The organism is Pseudomonas sp. RIT-PI-o (assembly GCF_001297215.1).
Taxonomy (GTDB): domain Bacteria; phylum Pseudomonadota; class Gammaproteobacteria; order Pseudomonadales; family Pseudomonadaceae; genus Aquipseudomonas; species Aquipseudomonas moraviensis_A.
In genome coordinates this window covers 106,178-129,680 of sequence record NZ_LHPA01000024.1, presented here as the reverse complement: position 1 = coordinate 129,680, position 23,503 = coordinate 106,178, and the positions used below count along the sequence as shown (strand labels likewise).

Below are 23,503 nucleotides of genomic sequence, written 5' to 3'. Positions count from 1 at the left end.
CCGCAGCCCCTCACCCCAGCCCTCTCCCCAGGGAGAGGGAGCCGATCTCGGTCGCCTTCAAATCCTGAGTTCGGCTCGATATTTCAGGTCGGCGTAAATCGGCCCGGCTTTCGATCGCAGCCCCTCTCCCCAGGGAGAGGAAGCCGATCTCGGTCGCCTTCAAATCCTGAGTTCGGCTCGATATTTCAGGTCGGCGTAAATCGCCAAAACACCTCGGTCAGTCCCCTCTCCCTCTGGGAGAGGGTTAGGGTGAGGGCTTTCAGCTGGCACGCCGCTCAATTCCGTGTTTACGCAGTTTTCTATAAAGGGTGTTGCGGCTTACGCCCAGTTGCTGCGCTGTATGGGTCATGTGCCACCGGGTCTGCTCCAGCACACTGAGCAATGCGAGGCGCTCGGCATCTTCCAGTGGCTGTGCGGCAGTGTCGGCCGCCACAACCGCCGGCCGCGCCTGCCGAATCATCACCGGCAAATCCTCAACCCCGACCCGCCCGCCATCACACAACGCCGCCAGCGTGCGCAGGACATTGCGCAGTTGCCGCACGTTCCCCGGCCAGTTGAACGCCAGCAACGCCTCCCTCGCCGGTTCGTCGATCAGGATCGTTTCGCCTACAGCCTCCTCGGCCAATAGAAAATCCAGCAACTGCGATTTGTCACTGCGGTCACGCAATGCCGGCAACGCCACTTCCAGCCCGTTCAAGCGGTAATAAAGATCCTCGCGAAAACTGCCATCCTCGACCCGTTCCAACAGATTGCGGTGCGTCGCGCTGATGATCCGCACGTCCACCGTTTGCGGTTCGCCGCCAATCGGCACCACTTGCCGATCCTCCAGCACACGCAGCAAGCGTGTCTGCAAGGCCAGCGGCATGTCGCCGATTTCATCGAGAAACAACGTGCCGCCATCGGCCTGTTGCAGTTTGCCGCGCATGCCGTCCTTGCGCGCGCCAGTGAAGCTGCCCCCGCGATAGCCGAACAGTTCGCTCTCGATCAGGCTTTCCGGAATGGCTGCGCAATTGAGTGCGACGAAGGCATTGCCGCAGCGTTGGCTGGCCTGATGCACTGCCTTGGCGAACGCCTCTTTGCCCGAGCCGGTTTCGCCGTTGATCAGCAACGGCACGTCACGCTCGAACACGCGCAGGGCTTTGCGGAACTCGGCCTGCAACGCTTCGTCGCCGAGGCAAATGCCGGGCAGGCGTGGTGCCGGCGCTGCGATGGGCGTTGGGACAATCGCTGTCGGCTTGCGCGATTCGCCGCGCAACACGGCAAACAAATGCCGCCCATCACAGGTACGCAGCGGCCAACTGGCGCTGGCATTGGCGCTCGCACGGCCAAGCAATTCGTCCAGCGAGCAATCGAAAAACGCTTCCACCGGTTGCCCGAGCAGACCACCGCGACCATGCCCGAGCAGGTTCAGCGCGCTCTGGTTGACCGCGCTGATCCGCCCTTCGCCGTCGAACGCCAGCAGCCCTTCGCTGAACAAGCCGACGGACTCGGCCTGCAGGTGAAAACGCAGCAACCACTGATTGTCGAAACAGCGCAGGAAGTAGCAGCTCTCGATCATCTTCGCCGACAGATTGACCAGCGCCATGGTGTGGAACTGGCTTTGCCGCGAGACGTCCGGCCGGGCCGAGGACACATCGAGTACCGCCAGCAGCTCACCCTGCGGATCGAACACCGGGCTCGCCGAGCAGGTCAGCCCGGTGTGGCGGCCGCGAAAGTGTTCGTCCTGGTGAATGGTCAGCGCCTGACGCTCGACCAGGCAGGTGCCGATGCCATTGGTGCCTTCGCAGGCTTCGCTCCAGTCGGCGCCGAGCCAGAGCCCGGCGCGCTCGAAAATCTTGCGTTCGGCAGGCGCGGTGACGCAATTGAGGATCACCCCACGCGCGTCAGTCAGCAGCACCGCGTGACCGGCCCCGGAGAGCTGTTGATGCAAGCTGCTCATTTCGGTACCGGCGATCTGCAGCACTTGCTGCAGACGTTCGCGACTTTCCAGCACCCGGCCATGCTCGAGCACGGTCGGGGCCATGGTCACAGAAGGATCGAGGTGATAGTCCTCAAGACAGCGCAGCCACGAACGGGCGATCGACGGATCGGCTCCGGGGCCGTGCAGGTGCGGTTTGCCCTGGGTGACGGTGAGAACCTGGCGGGCATGGCGACTCAAATGGTTGTCGTGCATTTCTTATTGTTCTCCCCGAGGCGCGACGGCCCAAAGCATGAGGTGACGCTCAGCATCCTCCAGCCACCGACGCATTGCAATGCTGGCAAGACCGGTCGGTCACGGGCTGTGCCGCAAGCGGTACAAATTGTCACGCGCGCTGTATCGAAACCGTCACAGCGCCCCTCCATTCGTCCGAGACAAACCGGCCAAGCCCTTGATTTGCCTGACCCGCACGGCAGTGGCCCGGCCCTTGCTCTACGCTTATAGCAAGCGCACTTGCGCGTTTCTCTAATAAGTACAAAGCCAAGGAGAACATCATCATGCGTTACGCCCACCCCGGTACTGACGGCGCCAAAGTCTCGTTCAAGAGCAAGTACGGTAACTACATCGGCGGCGAGTTCGTCGCGCCGGTCAAAGGTCAGTACTTCACCAATACCTCGCCAGTGAATGGCCAGCCCATCGCCGAATTCCCCCGCTCCACCGCCGAAGACATCGACAAGGCGCTGGATGCCGCCCACGCTGCCGCCGATGCGTGGGGCGCCACTTCCGTGCAGGCGCGCTCGCTGATCCTGCTGAAAATCGCCGACCGTATCGAAGAAAACCTCGAACTGCTGGCGATCACCGAAACCTGGGACAACGGCAAAGCCATCCGCGAAACCCTCAACGCCGATATCCCGCTGGCTGCTGACCACTTCCGCTACTTCGCCGGGTGCTTGCGCGCTCAGGAAGGCAGCGCTGCGGAAATCGACGGCAACACCGTGGCCTATCACATCCATGAACCGCTGGGCGTGGTCGGCCAGATCATCCCGTGGAACTTCCCGCTGCTGATGGCCGCGTGGAAACTCGCGCCAGCACTGGCCGCCGGTAACTGCGTGGTGCTCAAACCTGCCGAGCAAACCCCGCTGGGCATCTGCGTGCTGATGGAACTGATCGGCGACCTGCTGCCGCCGGGCGTGCTCAACGTCGTGCAAGGCTTCGGCAAAGAAGCCGGCGAAGCCTTGGCGACCAGCAAGCGCATCGCCAAGATCGCCTTCACCGGTTCGACCCCGGTCGGTTCGCACATCATGAAATGCGCGGCGGAAAACATCATTCCGTCCACCGTGGAACTGGGCGGCAAGTCGCCGAACATCTTCTTCGAAGACATCATGCAGGCCGAGCCGAGCTTCATCGAAAAAGCCGCCGAAGGTCTGGTACTGGCGTTCTTCAACCAGGGCGAAGTGTGCACCTGCCCTTCCCGCGCGCTGGTGCAGGAATCGATCTACGACGAATTCATGCAGGCCGTAATGAAGAAAGTCAGCCAGATCAAACGTGGCGACCCGCTCGACACCGACACCATGGTCGGCGCCCAGGCGTCGGAGCAGCAATTCGACAAGATCCTCTCGTACCTGGAAATCGCCAAGGGCGAAGGCGCGGAACTGCTGACCGGTGGCAAGGTGGAAAAACTCGAAGGCAGCCTGGCGACCGGTTATTACATCCAGCCGACTCTGCTCAAGGGCACCAACAAAATGCGCGTGTTCCAGGAAGAAATCTTCGGCCCGGTGGTGAGCATCACCACCTTCAAGGACGAAGCCGAAGCCCTGGCGATCGCCAACGACACCGAGTTCGGCCTCGGTGCCGGCCTGTGGACCCGCGACATCAACCGCGCCTACCGCATGGGCCGGGCGATCAAGGCAGGTCGCGTGTGGACCAACTGCTACCACCTGTACCCGGCGCATGCCGCGTTCGGCGGTTACAAGAAGTCCGGCGTCGGGCGTGAAACCCACAAGATGATGCTCGACCATTACCAGCAGACCAAAAACCTGCTGGTGAGCTACGACATCAATCCGTTGGGGTTCTTCTGATCCAGACGGGGTGAGGCAGGTGTTCCTGCTTCGCCCTCTGGATTGTCTTCGCGAGCAGGCTCGCTCCCACAGGTGATTTATGGTCGTACGCAATCCCCTGTGGGAGCGAGCCTGCTCGCGAAAGCGTTGTGCCATTCAACCCAATGGCTTGGCTGTAGCCGGGCCTATAAAACAATAAGAAAGGTGAACCCTATGCCAAGCGAATCCCCGGCCGGCGCTCCGGCAACCGGCTCCTCCGTCGACTTCGAAAAAGTCGGCTCCGACTATTTCCAGCAACGCGAACTGAAACAAGGCGCCGCCGGCTGGGTCCTGCTCGTCGGCCTCGGCGTCGCCTATGTGATTTCCGGCGACTACGCCGGCTGGAACTTCGGCCTTGCCCAAGGTGGCTGGGGCGGCATGTTTCTCGCCACACTGCTGATGGCGACCATGTACCTGTGCATGTGCTTTTCCCTGGCCGAACTGTCCTCGATGATTCCCACCGCCGGCGGCGGCTACGGTTTCGCCCGCAGTGCGTTCGGGCCATGGGGCGGATTTCTCACCGGCACGGCGATCCTCATTGAGTACGCCATCGCCCCCGCCGCCATCGCGGTGTTTATCGGTGCCTACTGCGAGTCGCTGTTCGGCATTGGCGGCTGGATGATCTATCTGGCGTTCTACATCATCTTCATCGCCATCCATATTTTCGGGGTCGGTGAAGCGCTCAAACTGATGTTCATCATCACCGCCGTCGCCGCGTTGGCGCTGGGCGTGTTTCTGGTGGCGATGGTGCCGCACTTCGACATCGCCAATCTGCTCGACATCCCGGTGACCACTGCGGTCGGCGCCAGCCCGTTTCTGCCCTTCGGTTATGTCGGCGTATGGGCGGCGATTCCCTATGCAATCTGGTTTTTTCTCGCCGTCGAAGGCGTGCCGCTGGCCGCCGAAGAAACCAAAAATCCCAAGCGCGATCTGCCGCGTGGCCTGATCGGGGCAATGCTGGTGCTGCTGATGTTTGCCCTGCTGATTCTGATCGTCGGCCCTGGCGGCGCTGGTGCCAACTCGTTGCTGACCTCCGGCAACCCGCTGGTCGAGGCGTTGAGTAAAGCTTACGGCGGCTCGACCTGGATGGGCAGCTTCGTCAATCTTGTCGGTCTGGCCGGGCTGATCGCCAGTTTCTTCTCGATCATCTACGCCTACTCGCGGCAGATCTTCGCGCTGTCGCGGGCCGGTTACCTGCCGCGCAAACTGTCGCAGACCAACAAGAGCAAAGCGCCGGTGCTGGCGCTGGTGATTCCGGGCATCATCGGCTTTGGTCTGTCGCTGACCGGTCAGGGCGACCTGCTGATTCTGGTCGCGGTGTTCGGCGCTACCATTTCCTATGTGCTGATGATGGCCGCGCACATCACCCTGCGCATCCGCCGCCCCAAAATGGACCGACCGTACCGTACGCCGGGCGGCATTTTCACCTCGGGTGTCGCGCTGGTGCTGGCCTGCCTCGCCGTGGTGGCGGGGTTCCTCGTCGATCCACGGGTGGTGATCGGCGCGGCGATCATCTATGGAGTGTTAATTGCTTACTTTGCTTTCTACAGTCGGCATCACTTGGTAGCAGGCACGCCGGAAGAAGAATTCGCGGCGATTCAAAAAGCTGAACAAGCCTTGCACTGATTGTCGAAAACCACGGCGCAGAGCTGTTCTGCGCCGTCACGGAGAACGCTGAATGGCCAGTTTTGCTCACACGGTCGGCGCGCAGACTTACCGCTTCGACAGCCTCAAAGACGTCATGGCCAAGGCCAGCCCGGCACGCTCGGGAGACTTCCTCGCCGAGATCGCGGCACTCAACGACGGCGAACGGGTGGCCGCGCAAATGACGCTGGCGGACATCCCGCTCACGCACTTTCTGCAGGAAGCGCTGATTCCTTACGAAGCCGATGAAGTCACCCGGCTGATCATCGACACCCACGACGCACAGGCCTTCGCCGTGGTCAGCCACCTCACCGTCGGCGGCTTTCGCGACTGGCTGCTCAGCGATGCCGCTGACGAAACCAGCCTGCGCGCCCTCGCCCCCGGCCTGACCCCGGAGATGGTCGCCGCCGTGTCGAAAATCATGCGCGTGCAGGACCTGGTGCTGGTGGCGCAGAAAATCCGTGTGGTGACAAAATTTCGCGGCACCCTCGGTTTGCGCGGGCGCTTGTCGACCCGCCTGCAACCCAACCACCCGACTGACGAGCCGTCCGGTATCGCCGCGAGCATTCTCGACGGTCTGCTCTACGGCAACGGCGATGCGATGATCGGCGTCAACCCGGCCACCGACAGCATCGCTTCGATCTGCGCGATGCTGGAGATGCTCGACGCGATCATCCAGCGCTACGACATCCCGACCCAGGCCTGCGTACTGACCCACGTCACCACCTCGATCGAGGCGATCAATCGTGGCGTGCCATTGGATCTGGTGTTCCAGTCGATTGCCGGCACCGAAGCCGCCAATGCCAGTTTCGGCATCAACCTCAACGTGTTGCAGGAAGGCTACGACGCCGGACTCAGTCTCAAGCGCGGCACCCTCGGGCAGAACCTGATGTATTTCGAAACTGGTCAGGGCAGCGCGCTGTCAGCCAATGCCCATCACGGCGTTGACCAACAGACCTGCGAGACCAGGGCCTACGCCGTGGCGCGACATTTCAAGCCGTTTTTGGTGAACACCGTCGTAGGATTTATCGGACCGGAATATCTGTACAACGGCAAGCAGATCATCCGCGCCGGCCTCGAAGATCACTTCTGCGGCAAGTTGCTCGGCGTGCCGATGGGCTGCGACATCTGCTACACCAACCATGCCGAAGCCGATCAGGACGACATGGACACCCTGCTGACGTTGCTCGGCGTCGCCGGGATCAACTTCATCATGGGCATCCCCGGCTCCGACGACATCATGCTCAATTACCAGACCACTTCCTTTCACGACGCCTTGTACGCCCGCCAGACCCTGGGCCTGAAACCGGCGCCAGAGTTCGAGCAATGGCTGGCCAACATGGGCATCTTCACCCAGGCGGACGGCAAGGTTCGCTTCGGCAACAACCTGCCGCCGGCCTTCCGCCAGGCCTTGGCGCACTTGGGATGAATCTTATGGAAAAACCACGGGTCGATCCGCAAAACCCCTGGCTGGAACTGCGTCGCCTGACCCCGGCGCGGATTGCCTTGGGCCGCACCGGCACCAGCCTGCCGACGCGGGCGCAGCTGGATTTTCAGTTTGCCCACGCACAGGCCCGTGATGCCGTGCATCTGGCCTTCGACCATGCCGAGATCAGCAGCCAGCTCAGCGAGCGCGGGCGGGAAACCCTGCTGCTGCACAGCGCCGCGCCCGATCGTGACAGCTACCTGCAACGCCCGGATTTGGGACGCAAACTCAACGATGAATCAGCGCAGACCTTGCGGGACTACGCCAGCCAACATCCGGGCGGAATCGATCTGGTGCTTGTCGTCGCTGATGGCCTGTCGGCGCTGGCGGTGCATCGGCACACGCTTCCATTTCTGACGCGGCTGGAAGAACAGATGAGCGGCGACGGCTGGTCCGTGGCCCCCGTGGTGCTGGTCGAACAGGGTCGCGTCGCCATCGGAGACGAAATCGGCCAGTTGCTCGGGGCGAAAATGCTGGTGATGCTGATTGGCGAGCGCCCGGGCCTGAGTTCGCCGGACAGCCTCGGGCTGTATTTCACCTACGCGCCGAAGGTCGGTCTGACCGACGCGTATCGCAATTGCATTTCCAATGTTCGTCTTGAAGGCTTGAGCTACGGCATGGCGGCGCATCGCTTGCTGTATCTGATGCGCGAAGCCTGCCGTCGGCAGCTATCGGGAGTCAATTTGAAGGACGAAGCCCAGCTTCATACATTGGAGACGGATGACACTGTCGACATGAAAGGTAACTTCCTGCTCGATCCGCCGCCAGCCTGAACCGTTTCCGCATTGCCATTCTGCGCTGCTTTCAGGCAGGATCGACGCACGGCCGCGCGGGTTTCCCATCGCCGTCAGAGCAGTTGAAGACAGCCACTTGAAGACGAGACCTATCATGCGGATTATTCAAGCGACCCTCGAACATCTGGATTTGCTGACTCCATTGTTCGTCAAATATCGCGAGTTCTACGGCTCCCTGCCTTACCCGGATTCCTCCCGGGCGTTCCTCGAAAAACGCCTGCGCCGCAAAGAGTCGGTGATCTATCTGGCCCTGGCCGACGATGACGACAGGAAACTCATGGGTTTCTGCCAGCTCTATCCGAGCTTCTCGTCGCTGTCGCTCAAACGCGTGTGGATTCTCAACGATATCTACGTCGCTGAAGACGCGCGCCGGCAACTGGTGGCCGACAACCTGATCCGCACCGCGAAGAAAATGGCCAAGGAAACCCAGGCCGTGCGCATGCGCGTCTCGACCAGCGCAGACAACGAAGTGGCGCAGAAAACCTACGAATCCATCGGCTTCAAGGAAGACACCGAGTTCAAGAACTACGTGCTGCCGATCAGCGACGAGCTCTGACCGCAAAAGATCGCAGCCTTCGGCAGCTCCTGCAGCGCAACGCGCTCCAATTGCAGGATCTGCCGAAGGCTGCGATCTTTTCAGGGCTGACAATTGTTCACACCACGACACTCCCCGCTACAAAACCGGCGCGCTTTTCAGCGGTCAGACCGTATAATCCCGATCTTTCCGGCTTGTAAGAAAAACTACACCCCGCTGTAGGCTTACACGAAGTCAACCGCACAGGCCTGCCGAGTCGGGCCGTCATACAGGTGCCCCCATGGATTTCAACCCGCTCGACCTTATCCTGCATCTCGATGTGTACCTCGATTTGCTGGTGAACAACTATGGGCCATGGATCTACGCCATCCTGTTTCTGGTGATCTTCTGTGAAACCGGGTTGGTGGTGATGCCGTTCCTGCCGGGCGACTCGCTGCTGTTCATCGCCGGCGCGGTAGCGGCCGGCGGCGGCATGGATCCGGTGTTGCTTGGCGGCCTGCTGATGCTGGCGGCGATCATGGGCGACAGCACCAACTATGTGATCGGACGCACGGCTGGGGAGAAGTTGTTCAGCAACCCGAACTCGAAAATCTTCCGCCGCGATTACCTGCAAAAGACCCACGATTTCTACGACAAGCACGGCGGCAAGACCGTGACCATGGCGCGCTTCCTGCCGATCATCCGCACCTTCGCGCCGTTCGTGGCCGGTGTGGCGCGGATGCCGTACCCGCGGTTCTTCGGCTTCAGCGTGCTCGGCACCATCCTCTGGGTCGGCGGTCTGGTCACGCTCGGTTACTTCTTCGGCAACGTGCCGTTCATCAAGAAAAACCTCTCGCTGCTGGTGGTGGCCATCATCCTGCTGTCGCTGGTGCCGATGATCATCGGCGTGGTGCGCAGCCGTTTCGGCGGCACCAAAGTGCAATCACACTGATCCGATGTGGTCACTGAGCGCCTGGCGTCGCCGGCGCATCCTCGCCAGGCACCCGATTGCCAACGACCTGTGGCAACGGGTGCGCCATCAGCTCTCCTTTCTCGACGGCATCAGCGCTGCTGAAGACCAGTGGTTGCGCGAAGCCTGCGTGCTGTTTCTCGACGACAAACGCCTGACCGCCCTGCCCGGTGTCGAACTGCATCAGGAGCAACGCCTGCTGCTCGCCGCGCAAGCACAGTTGCCGCTGCTGCATCTCGGTGAACTGAACTGGTATCAGGGGTTTCACGAGATCGTGCTGTACCCGGACGACTTCCTCAGCCCGCAACGCCATCGCGATGCCAGCGGCGTCGAGCATGAGTGGGACGGCGAACACAGCGGTGAAGCCTGGCAGCAGGGGCCGGTGATTCTCGCCTGGCCCGGCGTACAGGCCAGCGGTGGCTGGGAAGGCTACAACCTGGTGATCCACGAACTGGCGCACAAGCTCGATATGCTCAACGGCGACGCCAACGGCCTGCCGCCGTTGCATGCCGATATGCGCGTCAGCGACTGGGCCGCGGTGATGCAGGCCGCTTACGACGACCTCAACCGCCAGCTCGACCACGATCCCGACGCCGAAACCGCCATCGATCCCTATGCCGCCGAGAACCCGGCGGAGTTCTTCGCCGTCACCAGCGAATACTTCTTCAGCGCCCCGGATCTGCTCCACGAGGCTTATCCACAGGTCTACTTGCAGCTGCAGCTTTTCTACCGGCAGGATCCGTTGGGCAGACTGCGGCAACTTCAGGCCACAGACCCGGTCTATCAGGCGCACGACTAAGCTCTGCACGACTTCTGGTACGTGGCGTCGGCGTAGGAATGTGCCTATAATCGCCGCCACTTTTTGGTCAATCCGGCCAAGTGTTTTTGGTCAACTACGGGGGCAACGCCCAATGAGCTACAGCAAGATTCCGGCTGGCAAAGACCTGCCGAACGACATCTACGTCGCGATCGAGATCCCGGCCAACCACGCGCCGATCAAGTACGAAATCGACAAAGACAGCGATTGCCTGTTCGTTGACCGTTTCATGGCCACCCCAATGTTCTACCCGGCCAACTACGGTTACATCCCGAACACCCTGGCTGACGACGGTGATCCCCTCGACGTGCTGGTTGTGACTCCTTACCCGGTAGCGCCAGGCTCGGTCATCCGCGCCCGTCCGGTCGGCATCCTGAACATGACCGACGACGGCGGCGGCGATGCCAAAGTCATCGCAGTGCCACACGACAAGCTGTCGCAGCTGTACGTCGACGTGAAGGAATACACCGACCTGCCACCCCTGCTGATCCAGCAGATCGAGCACTTCTTCGCGAACTACAAGGATCTCGAGAAAGGCAAGTGGGTCAAGATCGAAGGCTGGGCCGGCGCAGACGCCGCCCGCGAAGCGATCACCAAGTCGGTTGCCGCCTACAAGGGCTAAGTCATTGCGCTTTGCGTGAAGCTTGAAAAAAACCCCGGACTTCCGGGGTTTTTTGTTATCGGCGTCTGCATAATCGACTCGGTTCTTCAAGTCGATGTAACTCGAAATACGCTCTGGTCGGCCCCCTCTCCCTCCGGGAGAGGGCTGGGGTGAGGGGCTCTTGAAAAAGCCCGATTAAACAAACCGTTTAAATTCCTACATGCAGTTTTAATCTGTTTAATTTCCCACAAGCGCGTCTTACATCCCGTCGCAAAATACAGGCTTTTTTTGAACGCCCGGTTTATTCAAACCGCTCTAGTCCGGCCGTAGACTCCGTGTTTATGAGAAAGAACACTAGCGGTCCACGATTCAAGGCACTCCTGGAAGCAGCGAACATCAGCACCACGGATTTCGCAAGGTTCTGGGGCACGGAAGCCCAAAACGTTCATAACTGGTACACCCGGGGCGTCCCGGCGTATCGCATGGAAGAAGTCTCACGCCTGTTGTCGGTCAATAGTGAATGGCTGAAAACCGGGGAAGGCGTCAAGGAGGTCCCACGCCTGCACCCGCCCGCCAGCAATGGCGACACGTTCGATGCCCAGTCGATCTGCGGCGTCTACACCGTCATCAATCCCAGCGACATCGACCTGGCGTTTTTCAAGGAAACTCCGATCGCCAATGGCGACGGCAAAACCCACGTCATCCTAGACCCCGACCAATCCCTGCGCCTGCCCCGCGCCCACCTCGATCAACTCGACATCCAGCACGCCAACGCCATCTGCGCGCACATGATCGGCAACAGCATGGCCGAACGCATCGAAGACGGCTCCATCGTCGCCATCGACCGCGGCCTGACCCAGGTCGTCGACGGGGAAATCTACGCCATCGAACACGACGGCATGCTGCGCATCAAATACCTGCACCGCATGCCCGGCAACGGCCTGCGCATGCGCAGCCACAACAGCGCCGAATACCCCGACGAGGTATTCCGGCCGGCGCAGATCGATGAGCAGCGGATTCACATCCTTGGCTGGGTGTTCTGGTGGTCGACACTGGGCAAGCGCAGGCCGGTGGTGCCGTTTCTGTGATGCGTGCGCTGATATCAAGCCTTGCGCAGAACCTGTGGGAGCGAGCCTGCTCGCGAAGAGGCCCTGACAACCGGTACAAATCCCGAGTTTGTACCGCTTCAGTCGCTCTAAGCCGCACTTGAGGCTGGGAATCCAAAGCAAAACTCAGTATCCTGCGCCCCACATTCGCGCATCGACCCGCCCAGCGGCTCGGATGACGCCCGACGCAGCAGACCAACGTCTGACCAAGTCCCACAGCCGGACGCAGATCCGGATGTACGTTTTGAAGGCTGGCGCGGTTTACCAAAAATAAACCAAGCCAGTCCCCGAGAAGCCGGCCACAAGCCGGCTTTTTAATTGTCCGAAATAATCCTATCCCATCCAAGAATCTTCCTGATAGCTTAGCTATTCCGGGGCTTTCAGGCATTCCCCTGTCCGATGGTGTTCAACGCCATTTGACCTCATCCAACGATGAAGTGGGGGGACAGGTGGGGGGACAAAAGGGACGGCAGGGGAAATCTAATGGCTAAGCTGAATCCGAAACAAGTCGAAAACCTGACCGAACCTGGCACCTATGAAGATGGTGATGGCCTACGGTTGGAAGTCAAACCTAGCGGAAGTAAATCCTGGACACTTCGCTTCCAACTGGCAGGTCGTCGTAGAGAGATGGGCTTGGGCTCATTCCCTGAGGTGAGCCTCAAGAAGGCCAGGCAAGATGCGAGTGCTAAACGCAGCCAACTGAGTGATGGCATCGATCCCTTGGCAGCCAGAGACATAGAGCGAGCAGCTCAACGGGAAGCCCAGCGTGCAAGCGAAGCCAAGCAACTGAAGTTCGAGACGCTCGCAACGGAATACCGTGATGCTCATGGCGCCGCGTGGTCGGAGAAGTGGCGTAAAGGTTGGCTGCGGAAGCTGGAGCTGTATGCGTTTGATCACATAGGCAAGCTGTCAGCCGAAGACATCGGTACTCCCGAAGTGCTCAAGGTGTTACAACCCATTTGGGCAACCAAGACCAGAACCGCTGACGAGGTACGCGGCCAGATTGAGCAAGTTCTGGATGCAGCCAAAGCACGCAACCTCCGACAGGGTGAGAACCCTGCTCGCTGGCGCGGGCACTTAGACAACCTGCTGAGCCGTTCTGAAAAGAGGAAGGCTCGGAAGCGTGAGCACTTTGAAGCCTTGCGCTGGCAGGAAGTGCCTGAGTTGATGTTAAAGCTCAGGACAAACTCGACACCTCCGTCTCAGGCCGCTCAACTGTTGATCATGACCAGCGCACGCGCCCACATGGTCAGGTTCGCTCGCTGGGATGAGTTTGATCTAAAAGCTGGGACTTGGTCGCTGCCAGGTGAGCGAATGAAGATGCGGGTAGCTTTCGTAATTCCGCTTGCCGAGGAAGTCGTAAAGCTGGTGAAGAGCATTCCACGAGATGAGGGAAGCGCCTTTCTATTTCCAGGCCAGGGCAAGACAGGAGTCATGCACGCAAACGCAGTACGGACGCTCCTGCATGGCATGGGGTACGAACACATCACCCGACACGGCTTTCGATCCTCATTTAGAGACTGGGCCGGTGAATGCACTCACTACCCACGGGAGGTTTGCGAGATGGCTCTGGCGCATGATGAACGTGATCAAACTGAAGGGGCGTACTCTCGCTCAGATTTTCTAGACAAACGCAGAGCATTGATGACCGACTGGGCAAGCTTTATGGGAAGCAAAACCAGCGCCCCAGCGGAATAAAAAACTTTAGCAAACAGCAATTAAAACTAACTATGCGGTCAAAAAACCAGGACTTTAGATGCCTACCATTGACAAAAAAGTAGCCGCGCCGGAGCCTAAAAAGAATGAAACAACGGGGCTAGGCGTAACTGAAGAATTTTATCAAGCACTAGCCCACCGAACTCCACGAGACGCAATTGAAAAGAACTTCCAGTTACTTGATGAGAGTACCAAGCTCATCGACAAGAAAACCAATTTCAACCGACTCAAAAAAGAAATAGAAAATGACATAAGAATAAATTCCGAGCTCACCAACAATATCGAAGTTCTTTGGGTGAAACATACGTTAGGGCTCGCGAGAAATTCTTATGAGTACTTTTATTACGCCTCGCTTACGCTGACCATAATGGCGACCCTAGCTGTGGAAGAGGGAGAAACGGAAAAGGCTTGGTCTTACGTTGCCGAGGCCTTATTTCTAAGCGGGACACTCGCAGAAAAAGAGATGGCTACAATCCGACAAGAAAAAAACCAATCAAAGAAAACAAGCAACTCAACTGGCGGAATAAAAGCAGCTAAACGTTATGACGCTGTAAAGCTGCTAATCAAGAAACTCTTAACGGCTAAACGATCAACGAGCAACTGGATTACAGCAACAGATGCCGTTAACTCCATCATGAAAGAGCTTCAATCAAATAAAGAGTTCATCCTTTCAGGGGACAATGCTGGAAAAACCATAAGAAAGTGGATTATCCATGATGATATATTCAAAGAGTTTGGATTTAAATCTTGATCTTCACCTCATAAAAAACAACTCAAGCCAGTGCTAGGCTTGAGTTGTTTTTTATGAGGCTTGAACCAGTGACCTGGGCCTTCCCATCTTCTTAGCTGGTATTTTAGGCGCTAACCCCTTACCGAGTGCTCGAGATTTTCCCGGGTGAACCATTCGCAAATAATAGTCGGGCTTCGTTAAGTAAGAGGCGGCCAGCATTAAGTTTTCGCGCTTTTTTTGATCATGATGCTCTACAATTCCAATTCCGCAGTCTCTGTAAAGATATTTCTTACTATTACAATTAAAGTAAACACCATCACCGTTTGTAACCTCGCCGACCCAGATCTCTCCTGCCCGCTTGGCCCACATGACATCTTCTTGGACCTGAGAACCGTCGAAAAACAACATCAAATGGTAGTGATAAAATTTATCCAGGCCATACTCTAATTTCCAAACAAAACCGACCATCTTATCTTTTGCTAACTTATTTAAAGCCTTAAAAAATTCCACTCTATCTTTACTTACATTCCTGTGCTCAACTTCTTTTTCGATGTCTATATCTGCTAGCGTCCTACTGTATCCGAGATCAAGACGAACAACCATAAGCCGCGAATAAACTGAGAACATCCCGTTTATATATCTTTTAACCTCAATAAAATTCTTATCCGCAACACGACGGAAATTTCTTAATTTAGCCTTAAATCTTTCCATCTTACCTAAGCGCCTAAGCTCTTCAATAGCTGTATTTAGGGTAGCCACAGACAAGGTAAGGTTTGGTACAAGCTTACCCCTTAGCTCCCAAGCCAAGTTATTAAGCTCAAGCTTGTAGGCAACATCAAAGAAGATAGAAACATACGGATTAAATTCATAGCAAGGGAAATTCCTAGACACCAACTTAAGTTCAGCCTGTAGAAGATTAATGAACTTAACTCCGAGCTCACTCATCTTCAATCTATGACCACCGGACCGACCAATCGGCACCACATAAAACAAAGGACTCTTAGTCGACATTATTTTTTTCAACACTTTTTCTATCGTGCAAATATAATCTGCAACATGCCACTCATCACCTAACACACGAACAGCTAATTCTCCCCCACCCGCATTACTCCCCGCCGTCTTATAACAAGATGCAAATAGTGCCATTTCATTTTCTGAGTACATGGCCAACCCCATTCCTTCCGGCTGCTATCAAGATTAGTTTTATAGACGTATTTCTTTTATTCATATTAACAATAACAAATGAACCAGAACTCGCCTGAAGGCTTATGCCTATAGCGGTGGCGCTTTGACTGGGAAATTGTTAGTAAATACTAATAGCTAAAAAATTTATAACTTAAAGAGTTAGTGCCAAAACCCAACTCCTCGATCAACTCGATTTACGGTGTCAACAGCTAGGGCGATTGCCTATCCATTCGTTCAGCGAGGATTCGATCCAACCTACGGCAGAGATCCCTATTTTCACGGGCTTAGGGAATGAAGCATCGTAGCGAGGAGAGCGATTGTTGAGCCGATCATAAATGGTTGAACGTGAGAGCCCCAAACGCTCGCGGACCTGTGTGAGCCTCAAAATTCTGGCGGTTGGTGGGGTATCTGAACTCATCATTTGCCTACCTTCGTATCGTTGCGGAGAGAAAACTCTACCGGCACATCAACAGGCGTGGTTGTGCTCTTCTCGAATTAAAAAAATACACGATTTGGGCCATTGGAAAAATGAGACACGAAGCCATCATCACGAGGCAGCAAATCCTTGCCCCCTAACTCCCCCCTCCCCACCACCGGCCAACGAGGTCGATGGCTTCAGATCTGGCCCAGCGTTGCTCAAAACCCATCTTGCAATGCTAGAGCTCGGTTGTTGCCCAGAACCGATCCAAGCAACAACGCAAAAAATCTCAGCCACACATCATGAACAGGAGAGTCCAAGTTTTTGGGCATCCTCGTCGGCAACCAACCTGCAAAGAGCAGGCCTCTCAAGACCTATTTGTCCATTCAACAGGAGCACAGGCATGCCAAACAGTTGCCCATCATGCAGTCCAAATCCAAGAGCTTCGAACACACCCTCTCGGAAAATTTTCTCAATTATTTCACTGGCTGGTGCCACGTTGCAGGCTATCGCTGACGGAAAGGACGTGAAATCTAAGCTGAGCAGAAACAGCCCATTCACCGGGTTCGCTGGAGCTTTCCTTCACGCACTTTCGAGGGAAGCTGCCAGCTTTACCAACGCAAATAACAGCGTTCAAAACACGCTATCTCCCAGTGCCTGCCGAAGCTGCTTGAACCTCGCCAGACACCGTTAAATCCGGGCTGGGCCCTAAGTCTCACCAGCCCCATAACGTTTCCACCTCCCGTTAAAAAATACGCCACCGTCCCCCCTATGAGTCTGTATGGAGGATGAGCTGTGGCAATAACTTTAAGGACATTGCATGACACACCTTATCGAACACATGGCGTACAGCGGTGCAGCACCTTGGCACGGCTTGGGCTCCAGTCTTTCGCCGAAGCAACCTCTGGAGATATGGCAGAGAGAAGCCGGGATGAGCTGGCAGATCGAGGAAAGCCCCGTACATTTCAAAGCCGATGCCGTCGGACACCTGAGCACGATTCACTCCTTTTCAGAACAGAAAGTCCTTTACCGTTCCGACACAAAATCTCCGTTGTCGGTGGTTTCTAGTCGTTATCAAGTGGTCCAGCCTGGGGAAGTGCTGGAGTTCTACCGAGATCTCACTGAGGTATCAGGGTATGAGTTGGAAACGGCAGGTGTATTGAAAGGAGGCCGCAAATTCTGGGCTCTCGCCAGAACGGGCCAAGCGACCACACTCAAAGGAAACGATCAGGTGAACGGCTATCTGCTGCTGGCAACCTCTTGTGACGGCACACTAGCCACCACGGCAACGCCCACCAGCATTCGTGTGGTTTGCAACAACACACTGGCGGTTGCATTGGATGGAGCCACACACGCCATCAAGGTCCCACACAGCACACGTTTTGTTCCACAGACAGTGAAGAAACAGTTGGGCATCGCCGTCTCGCAATGGGACGAATTCATGTATCGAATGAACATGCTCGCCGCACGCAAAGTACAGTGGCATGAGGCTATGGGCTTTTTCATGGAAGTACTGTGCGACACCGGCTCTGGGGACCCCATCCCCGAAGTGCTGCCAAATAAACGAGCGATGGAAAAAGTGCAAAGCCTGTACGAAGGAAAGGGCCGAGGGGCGGATCTGGAATCCGCCCGAGGCACAGCATGGGGTCTATTGAACGCAGTGACTGAATACGTTGATCACGAGCGCAGGGCCAGGACCTCGGAGTACCGTGTAGATTCAGCCTGGTTCGGTCAGGGTGCGACAATCAAACAACGCGCCCTCGACTCAGCTCTTCGATTGGTAGCCTGACGCTGCTTTCCACCACAACTGCTTGAGCGGTCGCCGCTCAAGCAGCTTTATGCCTGAAGGAACTCGCAATGAATTTAATACGTTTTATCAGCCAAATTTTTCTGTTCATCGGAATACTGGCGAGCTGTGTCTTGGCAGTTCTGCTTGTGTTCATCCTGGCGCGCTTTTGGCCCTTGCTGATCGGCGTGGTGGTCTCATGTGTAATATTTGAAGTTATAGCCAGAAAGGCCGGGGACCCGGTACCTGCAATGTCAATCTGAGGGCTCAGCGACAAGCATCTCATCCAACCGACTCATTAGCTCCACGCGTCCCAACGCATGAAGCTTATGAAACTTGACCAGCAACTCCGCCTCATCATCCTCAACGGCATAAAAAAATGCTGCCGGTACGTTGAGCACCTTGCTCAAACGCTCGACGAAGTCAGGAGCTGGAACCCGCTTTCCCAGCTCATAGCGGTTCATGCGGGTACTCGCAGACATCTCATCCAGGCCAGCATCCAACCCCAATCGCTCCTGTGATAAGCCTGCCTGCACACGCGCCTGCTTTATGCGCTTTCCCAAGACTGACATGCACACAATCCATTTACTAAAACGGCATCGTGATTGCTTGTCTTTCGCTCGATACTACCGTTTTGGTAGTATTGGGATGAGCCTCGCCCCCAGCGAGTCCCTGAGACGAGGCAACCCCCTCGGATGCGCATCAAGACTTCGCTCATTTTTAACTTTGCAAGGAAGGCCCCCATGAAACGCTCAACGCTTGTCCTACTCCCTTTTTTGATGATTCTTGGCAGCGCGGTACAAGCTCAAGACGATGTAGCAGCGTGCTCTCTAATTCGGATAGATCAGTACTATGGGTTGAAAGAATGGGACTGCCGCGTTCCAAACACCCCGGTCCGAATTAGCAACATCTACACGGACAAGGAAGGTCAGAAGCGTGTAGAGAGCATCAGCAGCCAGCAAAACGCCATGTGTGATGACCAGGCAGTTTGTTCAAACTCGGGAAATTTTGCGGGAAATGCGCCAGCGGTAAGTTATCACTACACTTTCGGTTGGTATTTGGGAGCGGACACTCAGGGTAATCCAGTGTCGTATAGGAGTGGAACAGGGCCAGGATTTGGCGGAAAACACCTCGCAGCCCCTGACGCACCTAAAGATACCAAATCAGCTAAGGCTCTTCCCGAGGTGGTTTGCATGCCGACTGCCAGCTTTAATTGCTCAATTGACGACAAAGAAATAGAAGATGAAGATTTACCTAAATATCTTCCGGTAGTAAAAGAGCAAGACGTCAAGAACGCTGGCGGGAGCTGTCAAAGCATCCCATTATGCTACGACAAAAGTATGATCCTTCTAGGATTAAACAAAAAGTACTTCAAGTAGTTTAATCTCCAAAAAACACTGAGACGATAGCTTATGGATAATAACGCGTGATAGCCACGCGTTATTACCCACAACAATCACCCAATTTTTCTCAACCGTAGATATCTCCGCTGAAATGCGTCCTCTCCTCCTTCCATAACTTTACAGATTTCTTCTCGCATCGCTTTATCTTGCAGTGATCCTGCCTGACTAACAAAACACTGATGATTAAAGTCAAGCACATGAATCATTTCGGCATCGCCATTTACTACAATGTTCGGATTATGCGTAACAATAATCAATTGTCGACGCTGCTTGTTAGCACGAATTTGTTGTACCACTAACTCATAAATCAAATGGTTATCTAAATCGTCTTCAGGCTGATCTAAAATCAATGGTTCATCACCATGAGCTAACAAAAATGCGAGCATTGCTGCGGCTCTCTGACCAGCCGATGCTTGTCCAATCGACTGGAAATCTTTCCCGTTTCCTTTTCGACTATACTCAACCTGCAAACCATCCTCAGGAAACCAGCATGAAATATGATTTATAAGCTCGGGCCGCTTTGCAAGCTCGCTTGTTAGGTACTTATTAAACCAGCCACTAAACTCATTCTTACCACGACAAGCCGAGATCAAACGGTTTTGCACTTTTCTAACTGCATCTTCAATTTGCTGCGTAGCTGGAGTCATCGGTGTATCAAGGAGATGAGCAGCGAGCAGCAGATCAGCGACAATACCTTTAGCCGCTGAGTCACCTTGCGACTCAGCATAAATATCATCTTTAAACCTATCTGGCACCCCAAGCAAATCGCGCAACGAGCGATCCATGGCTAAGGGGTCACGACTATAAGGAATCAGTTTTATTCTAACAAAACGATTATCTGCTAGCGTGTCCTGCAAAAACTGAGCTCGTTTATCGCTAACCGAACGCCGCGCGCTCCATACCTCATCCATCTGGAGCTTTGCACGCGCCATCAAGTCGTCAAACTGCTTTTTCAGCTCATTTAAGCGACTAGCTTCTGCATCAAGTCGTTGACGCTCCTGTACTAGACGGCCGTACTCACTCGGATCGTTAACGCCTTGAGTCTGCAAATCTGTTTTTAACGCGTCATATTCTTCTTTTGCTTTTTCAACTCTTACTTGCCATCCGCTCTGCAAAAGTTGCTCTCTCAAAGCACCATTATCATCATCCAATTGCCTAGCGATAGCCTCTAACTGCGTATGGGCGCGCATAACGGATGCCGCCAATTCGCTAACGACGCCTAACGCATCCGCATCAATGATCGGATCGAACCCACCAACAGGTAAATCATCCGTAAATAGTCCTCTGGCAACCTCGCGTAAATTTTCTGCCAGTTCATCAACACTATCAAATTGCTTATCCAGCTCTCTAGATTGTCGGCTGGTTCGTTGATAAGCCTTTAGTATTTCCGCATGACCACTGGACTCAAAGCGCGCCAACTTACGCTGTACATCTTGCAATGACTGATTAAGTGCATCACGTCCTTTTAGACTGACATTTAGCTCTCGCAATTTTGCACAAGTACTGAAAAAAACACTAGCAGCACTTTCTAGTAAATCCTTAGCACTAGCAGTTTCGGCCGCCTCGTCAATTACCTTCAACAAAGTTTGCTGACTTTCACCAGCTAACGCAGCAATTTGCCCCTGACTGAATAGCTTTATGGGAAAACGCTGTTCTGTAACAGCTTGATTGTCAGAGTTTATCCATTCACCCTCTAACCAGTCTTCGACATTTTGTCCTTGGCCATCTTGTCGCCACAACAAATTATGGCGGATGCCATCACGGCTAAGTGTAATTTTTATATTAGTAGCTGCGAGCAAACCTCCAAGCTCGTTGCGACTCTTGGCAACTTTGTTAAAGCGGGTAAACGTTTCACTAGGATCGCCGCTCGCATCAAGCTCACGCTCCCTCCTAAACGCAAGCCGCAGCGAATGTACCACTGTGGACTTGCCCGTGCCTCGACCGCCAACTATCGCATTGAAATAAGGGTTAAACTCTAATCTGATAGGTTTATTGCTACGCCCCATGAAACGAGCATCGGCTACTTCTATTGCTTCAACAAAGTGTTCTGGTCTATCAAATGGTGAAAAGGGTTCGATATCATCGCTTCGGCGAACTGAAATACCTTGGCCATCCAACAGCGCCAACCTCAGACCTTCCAGCGACGGCTTAGCCATCTTGATCCAAGTATATCGTGAGCCTGGTACAGCAGGCCCTCGGAAGGTGTGACAGTCAGAACCAATCACTTCAGCCCAGTTCAATCTTGCTTGGGTGTATGCAGAGGGCTTGGGGGTCGCGGGGGTCAACACCTCCATAGCAAGCACGCCAGGATTGCTCAGTAGGAGTTCTATCGTTTGATGATCGAGAGCAGACTGGGTCGAGCCTTCTGTCTTGAGTTGGAGTAACCCCTTACTAGCATCGGCATGCGCTGGAATTGGTAGAGCGCCGGCGTCTAGCACCGCCTGTACTACGTCCGCTGCACTACGCCGGGTTACGCCATCACTATCCCCCTTCGTTCCGCTGTAATCGACCTTGCCTAAGAGAGAGTCAATATCACTGCTGGTTGCATCGATATTAAAAACTGCTAACAGATGAAAACCACCGTTAACAGAAAGCTCTACCCCTGGGAACAGGTGTAGCTCGCGAAATCCGTCAGGAGGATCGACCCGCATGCTCGCGTAAGCAGCCTTTAGCTTGTCGACCCAGGCCCCACTGTTGTGATCAGTGACCGCAACGCAGTCGATACCGGCCGACATGTATTTAAGAAGCCACTGGTCAGGCGTCAGCTCATCAGCAGTCCCCATCGCACGCTGCCAAGCGTCCGTATCCTTGGATGCGGGAGTATGGGTATGGAAGTCGAATTTCCACCAGCGAGCGCCGGGATAACTCCATTCAAAGCTCATTAAACGTCCTCGATCCTTGGAGCTGAGCCTGACCTCAGCTGATTATTCGACGTTAAGAAATATACGATAACGTTCGGAAAATCGCCGATTCATCAACGTCAAAAATAGAAAGCAAGTACCTTCGATTCATTGCTATGGCTGACTAAGGATATCTACAGGCCTCCCCAGCGCAGAATCGCACCGCTTAATATCTAAAGGTGAAAAAGCGGAAAATCATCAAGAATTGATTGCGCCGAGTCGCGAGGCGATGTCGCTAGGTAAAGTACATCTACCGCTTTAGTAGGGGTTCCTCCCCTTGCAAGCGAAATCAAAGATGCAGCTTTATAATGCCGAACCACATCCGCACCTTCAAACGAGTTCAGGTGAGCATAAAACCTAAAGGCCGCACCCTTTAGCACTACTTCAATTAAATACTTTAGTACATTAGCTTCGAAGAGAGGCTGATATAAACGATCACTCCTAGTGGTTCTTTTTACAGCGACTGCAAACAAGAAACCTGTCGACTCAATCCTCCCCTCTAAAAGCTTATGTGCATTCTCTAGCTTTACTAAATTGACCACGCTTAAACTTTCGGCAGGTTCAGTAAAACATGACAATTCTGGGGGGAGTGGGAACGGAAGGCGGACGCCGACTATATCTGGGCTAGACAACCCTAATGCCAAACCTCGAGCGCTCAGAGCCGCCTCATGAGCCAAGATACTACTGCGAATCTCCGGGCGGAACAGCTTAGTTGCATCGTACCCTCGCGGGAGTTTTACAACCGCAATTTTTCGAGTGGGAGTAGGAACGGCCTGGGTTGGTTTTGTGAAGTTCGTGGCCCCCCAAACACCTGAGTCCATAAAGTTGTTCCAAGCAGCAGCTGCGTTCCAGAACGCACCGGCCTCTAGCAGTTCAAATACGTCCCCCTCCACTTTTGCAATAGCTGAGGTTTTAACGTCAAAGTCACTACCAAATAGTGCTTCACCAGCTAGGGTCGCATTCCTAGTAAACTGTTTGAGATACTCACCAAATGAACGCGTCGGGTCGGGGTCATTATCACACCCTGGCATGAAATCTGTGAAAGTACAGTTCATTGCGGCCATCTGACGAAACCGAAATTTAGTATCTCGCCCTCTAACCGTATTTACACGCCTGTCTTCAAAACACTTTCCAAAAGGGCAGTTTATGCAAACCGTAGCGTGATCGAATGAGTATGGCATCAGCTTTCCTTAGCGTGCGCTATTTCGCGAGCGGTAGCAAAAATCACGTCTAGGTCACTACCAAGAGCCGTCGCAATTTTTTGCATAACGAGGAGTGTCGGATTGCGCGCGCCGCGCTCCACGCCACTGATGTAGGTGCGATCAATATTTGCTCTGTTGGCTAGCTCTTCCTGGCTGAGGCGCAAAAGTTCTCTGTGCCGACGGATGGCTAGACCGAAGTAGTCCGCTAGATTCATGG

Annotated in this window: 20 protein-coding genes; 13 read left to right on the top strand and 7 right to left on the bottom strand. The window is 55.0% G+C overall.

What is annotated here, in order from left to right; all coding sequences use genetic code 11:
* Positions 1 to 259 precede the first annotated feature (259 nt).
* Positions 260 to 2,173 carry a sigma-54-dependent Fis family transcriptional regulator gene (locus tag AEQ63_RS15715; RefSeq protein WP_064364044.1) on the bottom strand — a complete coding sequence of 638 codons (1,914 nt, stop codon included), beginning with the start codon at positions 2,171 to 2,173 and terminating at the stop codon, positions 260 to 262.
* A 302-nt stretch (positions 2,174 to 2,475) separates the two neighbouring features.
* Between AEQ63_RS15715 and exaC the strand changes: the two genes are divergently transcribed.
* From exaC to AEQ63_RS15660, 11 genes are all read left to right on the top strand, one after another.
* On the top strand, positions 2,476 to 3,996 hold the full coding sequence (gene exaC, locus AEQ63_RS15710; protein ID WP_024014465.1) for an acetaldehyde dehydrogenase ExaC: 1,521 nt from the start codon (positions 2,476 to 2,478) through the stop codon (positions 3,994 to 3,996).
* Positions 3,997 to 4,188: 192 nt separating this feature from the next.
* Positions 4,189 to 5,640, top strand: a complete 1,452-nt coding sequence (gene eat, locus AEQ63_RS15705) for an ethanolamine permease (RefSeq protein WP_064364043.1) — start codon at positions 4,189 to 4,191, stop codon at positions 5,638 to 5,640.
* 52 nt (positions 5,641 to 5,692) lie between these two features.
* On the top strand, positions 5,693 to 7,087 hold the full coding sequence (locus tag AEQ63_RS15700) for an ethanolamine ammonia-lyase subunit EutB (protein ID WP_064364042.1): 1,395 nt from the start codon (positions 5,693 to 5,695) through the stop codon (positions 7,085 to 7,087).
* On the top strand, positions 7,084 to 7,917 hold the full coding sequence (gene eutC / locus AEQ63_RS15695; protein WP_442965713.1) for an ethanolamine ammonia-lyase subunit EutC: 834 nt from the start codon (positions 7,084 to 7,086) through the stop codon (positions 7,915 to 7,917). Before AEQ63_RS15700 ends, eutC begins: the two co-directional genes overlap by 4 nt.
* A gap of 115 nt (positions 7,918 to 8,032) precedes the next feature.
* On the top strand, positions 8,033 to 8,494 hold the full coding sequence (locus AEQ63_RS15690) for a GNAT family N-acetyltransferase (protein WP_042610602.1): 462 nt from the start codon (positions 8,033 to 8,035) through the stop codon (positions 8,492 to 8,494).
* A 259-nt stretch (positions 8,495 to 8,753) separates the two neighbouring features.
* Positions 8,754 to 9,404, top strand: coding sequence for a DedA family protein (locus tag AEQ63_RS15685; protein WP_016773001.1), 651 nt, complete (start codon positions 8,754 to 8,756; stop codon positions 9,402 to 9,404).
* Positions 9,405 to 9,408: 4 nt separating this feature from the next.
* Positions 9,409 to 10,221 carry a zinc-dependent peptidase gene (locus AEQ63_RS15680; RefSeq protein ID WP_064364040.1) on the top strand — a complete coding sequence of 271 codons (813 nt, stop codon included), beginning with the start codon at positions 9,409 to 9,411 and terminating at the stop codon, positions 10,219 to 10,221.
* 112 nt (positions 10,222 to 10,333) lie between these two features.
* Positions 10,334 to 10,861, top strand: coding sequence for an inorganic diphosphatase (gene ppa, locus AEQ63_RS15675; protein WP_003205933.1), 528 nt, complete (start codon positions 10,334 to 10,336; stop codon positions 10,859 to 10,861).
* Positions 10,862 to 11,181: 320 nt separating this feature from the next.
* Complete coding sequence (locus AEQ63_RS15670; RefSeq protein ID WP_064364039.1) at positions 11,182 to 11,928, top strand: S24 family peptidase; 747 nt, start codon at positions 11,182 to 11,184, stop codon at positions 11,926 to 11,928.
* Positions 11,929 to 12,429: 501 nt separating this feature from the next.
* Positions 12,430 to 13,644 (top strand): tyrosine-type recombinase/integrase, encoded by a 1,215-nt coding sequence (locus AEQ63_RS15665; RefSeq protein WP_064364150.1) that lies wholly within the window; start codon positions 12,430 to 12,432, stop codon positions 13,642 to 13,644.
* A gap of 58 nt (positions 13,645 to 13,702) precedes the next feature.
* Positions 13,703 to 14,413, top strand: coding sequence for a hypothetical protein (locus AEQ63_RS15660; RefSeq protein WP_064364038.1), 711 nt, complete (start codon positions 13,703 to 13,705; stop codon positions 14,411 to 14,413).
* 51 nt (positions 14,414 to 14,464) lie between these two features.
* Here the strand turns inward: AEQ63_RS15660 and AEQ63_RS15655 are convergent, their stop codons facing one another.
* Positions 14,465 to 15,556, bottom strand: a complete 1,092-nt coding sequence (locus AEQ63_RS15655) for a YagK/YfjJ domain-containing protein (protein WP_064364037.1) — start codon at positions 15,554 to 15,556, stop codon at positions 14,465 to 14,467.
* Positions 15,557 to 15,779: 223 nt separating this feature from the next.
* The gene (locus AEQ63_RS27290; RefSeq protein WP_082367875.1) at positions 15,780 to 15,995 is read right to left on the bottom strand and encodes a helix-turn-helix transcriptional regulator; all 216 of its coding nucleotides are present in this window, start codon (positions 15,993 to 15,995) and stop codon (positions 15,780 to 15,782) included.
* A gap of 820 nt (positions 15,996 to 16,815) precedes the next feature.
* Between AEQ63_RS27290 and AEQ63_RS15645 the strand changes: the two genes are divergently transcribed.
* The gene (locus tag AEQ63_RS15645) at positions 16,816 to 17,784 is read left to right on the top strand and encodes a DUF932 domain-containing protein (protein WP_064364035.1); all 969 of its coding nucleotides are present in this window, start codon (positions 16,816 to 16,818) and stop codon (positions 17,782 to 17,784) included.
* A gap of 251 nt (positions 17,785 to 18,035) precedes the next feature.
* On the opposite strand, the gene AEQ63_RS15635 is transcribed toward AEQ63_RS15645, so the two are convergent.
* Positions 18,036 to 18,353, bottom strand: coding sequence for a helix-turn-helix domain-containing protein (locus AEQ63_RS15635; RefSeq protein ID WP_064364033.1), 318 nt, complete (start codon positions 18,351 to 18,353; stop codon positions 18,036 to 18,038).
* A gap of 171 nt (positions 18,354 to 18,524) precedes the next feature.
* On the opposite strand from AEQ63_RS15635, the gene AEQ63_RS15630 reads away from it, so the two are divergent.
* The gene (locus tag AEQ63_RS15630; protein WP_064364032.1) at positions 18,525 to 19,160 is read left to right on the top strand and encodes a hypothetical protein; all 636 of its coding nucleotides are present in this window, start codon (positions 18,525 to 18,527) and stop codon (positions 19,158 to 19,160) included.
* Between the two features lie 77 nt (positions 19,161 to 19,237).
* Here AEQ63_RS15630 and AEQ63_RS15625 read toward each other — a convergent pair whose 3' ends face one another.
* The 3 genes from AEQ63_RS15625 to AEQ63_RS15620 form a co-directional block, all read right to left on the bottom strand.
* A complete protein-coding gene (locus AEQ63_RS15625; RefSeq protein WP_064364031.1) occupies positions 19,238 to 22,066 on the bottom strand; it encodes a TrlF family AAA-like ATPase in 2,829 nt (942 codons plus the stop codon).
* 191 nt (positions 22,067 to 22,257) lie between these two features.
* Entirely contained in the window at positions 22,258 to 23,148 is an 891-nt protein-coding gene (locus tag AEQ63_RS27285) for a Cfr10I/Bse634I family restriction endonuclease (protein WP_201784920.1), read from the bottom strand.
* A 116-nt stretch (positions 23,149 to 23,264) separates the two neighbouring features.
* Positions 23,265 to 23,501: a helix-turn-helix domain-containing protein gene (locus AEQ63_RS15620; RefSeq protein WP_064364030.1), complete on the bottom strand. Its 237-nt coding sequence runs from the start codon at positions 23,499 to 23,501 to the stop codon at positions 23,265 to 23,267.
* Positions 23,502 to 23,503: the final 2 nt, after the last annotated feature.

Excerpts from the sequence above, each read along its gene's own strand:
- AEQ63_RS15715 (WP_064364044.1), bottom strand. The coding sequence starts at position 2,173 with ATGCACGACAACCATTTGAGTCGCCATGCCCGCCAGGTTCTCACCGTC.
- exaC (WP_024014465.1), top strand. The coding sequence starts at position 2,476 with ATGCGTTACGCCCACCCCGGTACTGACGGCGCCAAAGTCTCGTTCAAG.
- eat (WP_064364043.1), top strand. The coding sequence starts at position 4,189 with ATGCCAAGCGAATCCCCGGCCGGCGCTCCGGCAACCGGCTCCTCCGTC.
- AEQ63_RS15700 (WP_064364042.1), top strand. The coding sequence starts at position 5,693 with ATGGCCAGTTTTGCTCACACGGTCGGCGCGCAGACTTACCGCTTCGAC.
- eutC (WP_442965713.1), top strand. The coding sequence starts at position 7,084 with ATGAATCTTATGGAAAAACCACGGGTCGATCCGCAAAACCCCTGGCTG.
- AEQ63_RS15690 (WP_042610602.1), top strand. The coding sequence starts at position 8,033 with ATGCGGATTATTCAAGCGACCCTCGAACATCTGGATTTGCTGACTCCA.
- AEQ63_RS15685 (WP_016773001.1), top strand. The coding sequence starts at position 8,754 with ATGGATTTCAACCCGCTCGACCTTATCCTGCATCTCGATGTGTACCTC.
- AEQ63_RS15680 (WP_064364040.1), top strand. The coding sequence starts at position 9,409 with ATGTGGTCACTGAGCGCCTGGCGTCGCCGGCGCATCCTCGCCAGGCAC.
- ppa (WP_003205933.1), top strand. The coding sequence starts at position 10,334 with ATGAGCTACAGCAAGATTCCGGCTGGCAAAGACCTGCCGAACGACATC.
- AEQ63_RS15670 (WP_064364039.1), top strand. The coding sequence starts at position 11,182 with ATGAGAAAGAACACTAGCGGTCCACGATTCAAGGCACTCCTGGAAGCA.
- AEQ63_RS15665 (WP_064364150.1), top strand. The coding sequence starts at position 12,430 with ATGGCTAAGCTGAATCCGAAACAAGTCGAAAACCTGACCGAACCTGGC.
- AEQ63_RS15660 (WP_064364038.1), top strand. The coding sequence starts at position 13,703 with ATGCCTACCATTGACAAAAAAGTAGCCGCGCCGGAGCCTAAAAAGAAT.
- AEQ63_RS15655 (WP_064364037.1), bottom strand. The coding sequence starts at position 15,556 with ATGTACTCAGAAAATGAAATGGCACTATTTGCATCTTGTTATAAGACG.
- AEQ63_RS27290 (WP_082367875.1), bottom strand. The coding sequence starts at position 15,995 with ATGAGTTCAGATACCCCACCAACCGCCAGAATTTTGAGGCTCACACAG.
- AEQ63_RS15645 (WP_064364035.1), top strand. The coding sequence starts at position 16,816 with ATGACACACCTTATCGAACACATGGCGTACAGCGGTGCAGCACCTTGG.
- AEQ63_RS15635 (WP_064364033.1), bottom strand. The coding sequence starts at position 18,353 with ATGTCAGTCTTGGGAAAGCGCATAAAGCAGGCGCGTGTGCAGGCAGGC.
- AEQ63_RS15630 (WP_064364032.1), top strand. The coding sequence starts at position 18,525 with ATGAAACGCTCAACGCTTGTCCTACTCCCTTTTTTGATGATTCTTGGC.
- AEQ63_RS15625 (WP_064364031.1), bottom strand. The coding sequence starts at position 22,066 with ATGAGCTTTGAATGGAGTTATCCCGGCGCTCGCTGGTGGAAATTCGAC.
- AEQ63_RS27285 (WP_201784920.1), bottom strand. The coding sequence starts at position 23,148 with ATGGCCGCAATGAACTGTACTTTCACAGATTTCATGCCAGGGTGTGAT.
- AEQ63_RS15620 (WP_064364030.1), bottom strand. The coding sequence starts at position 23,501 with ATGAATCTAGCGGACTACTTCGGTCTAGCCATCCGTCGGCACAGAGAA.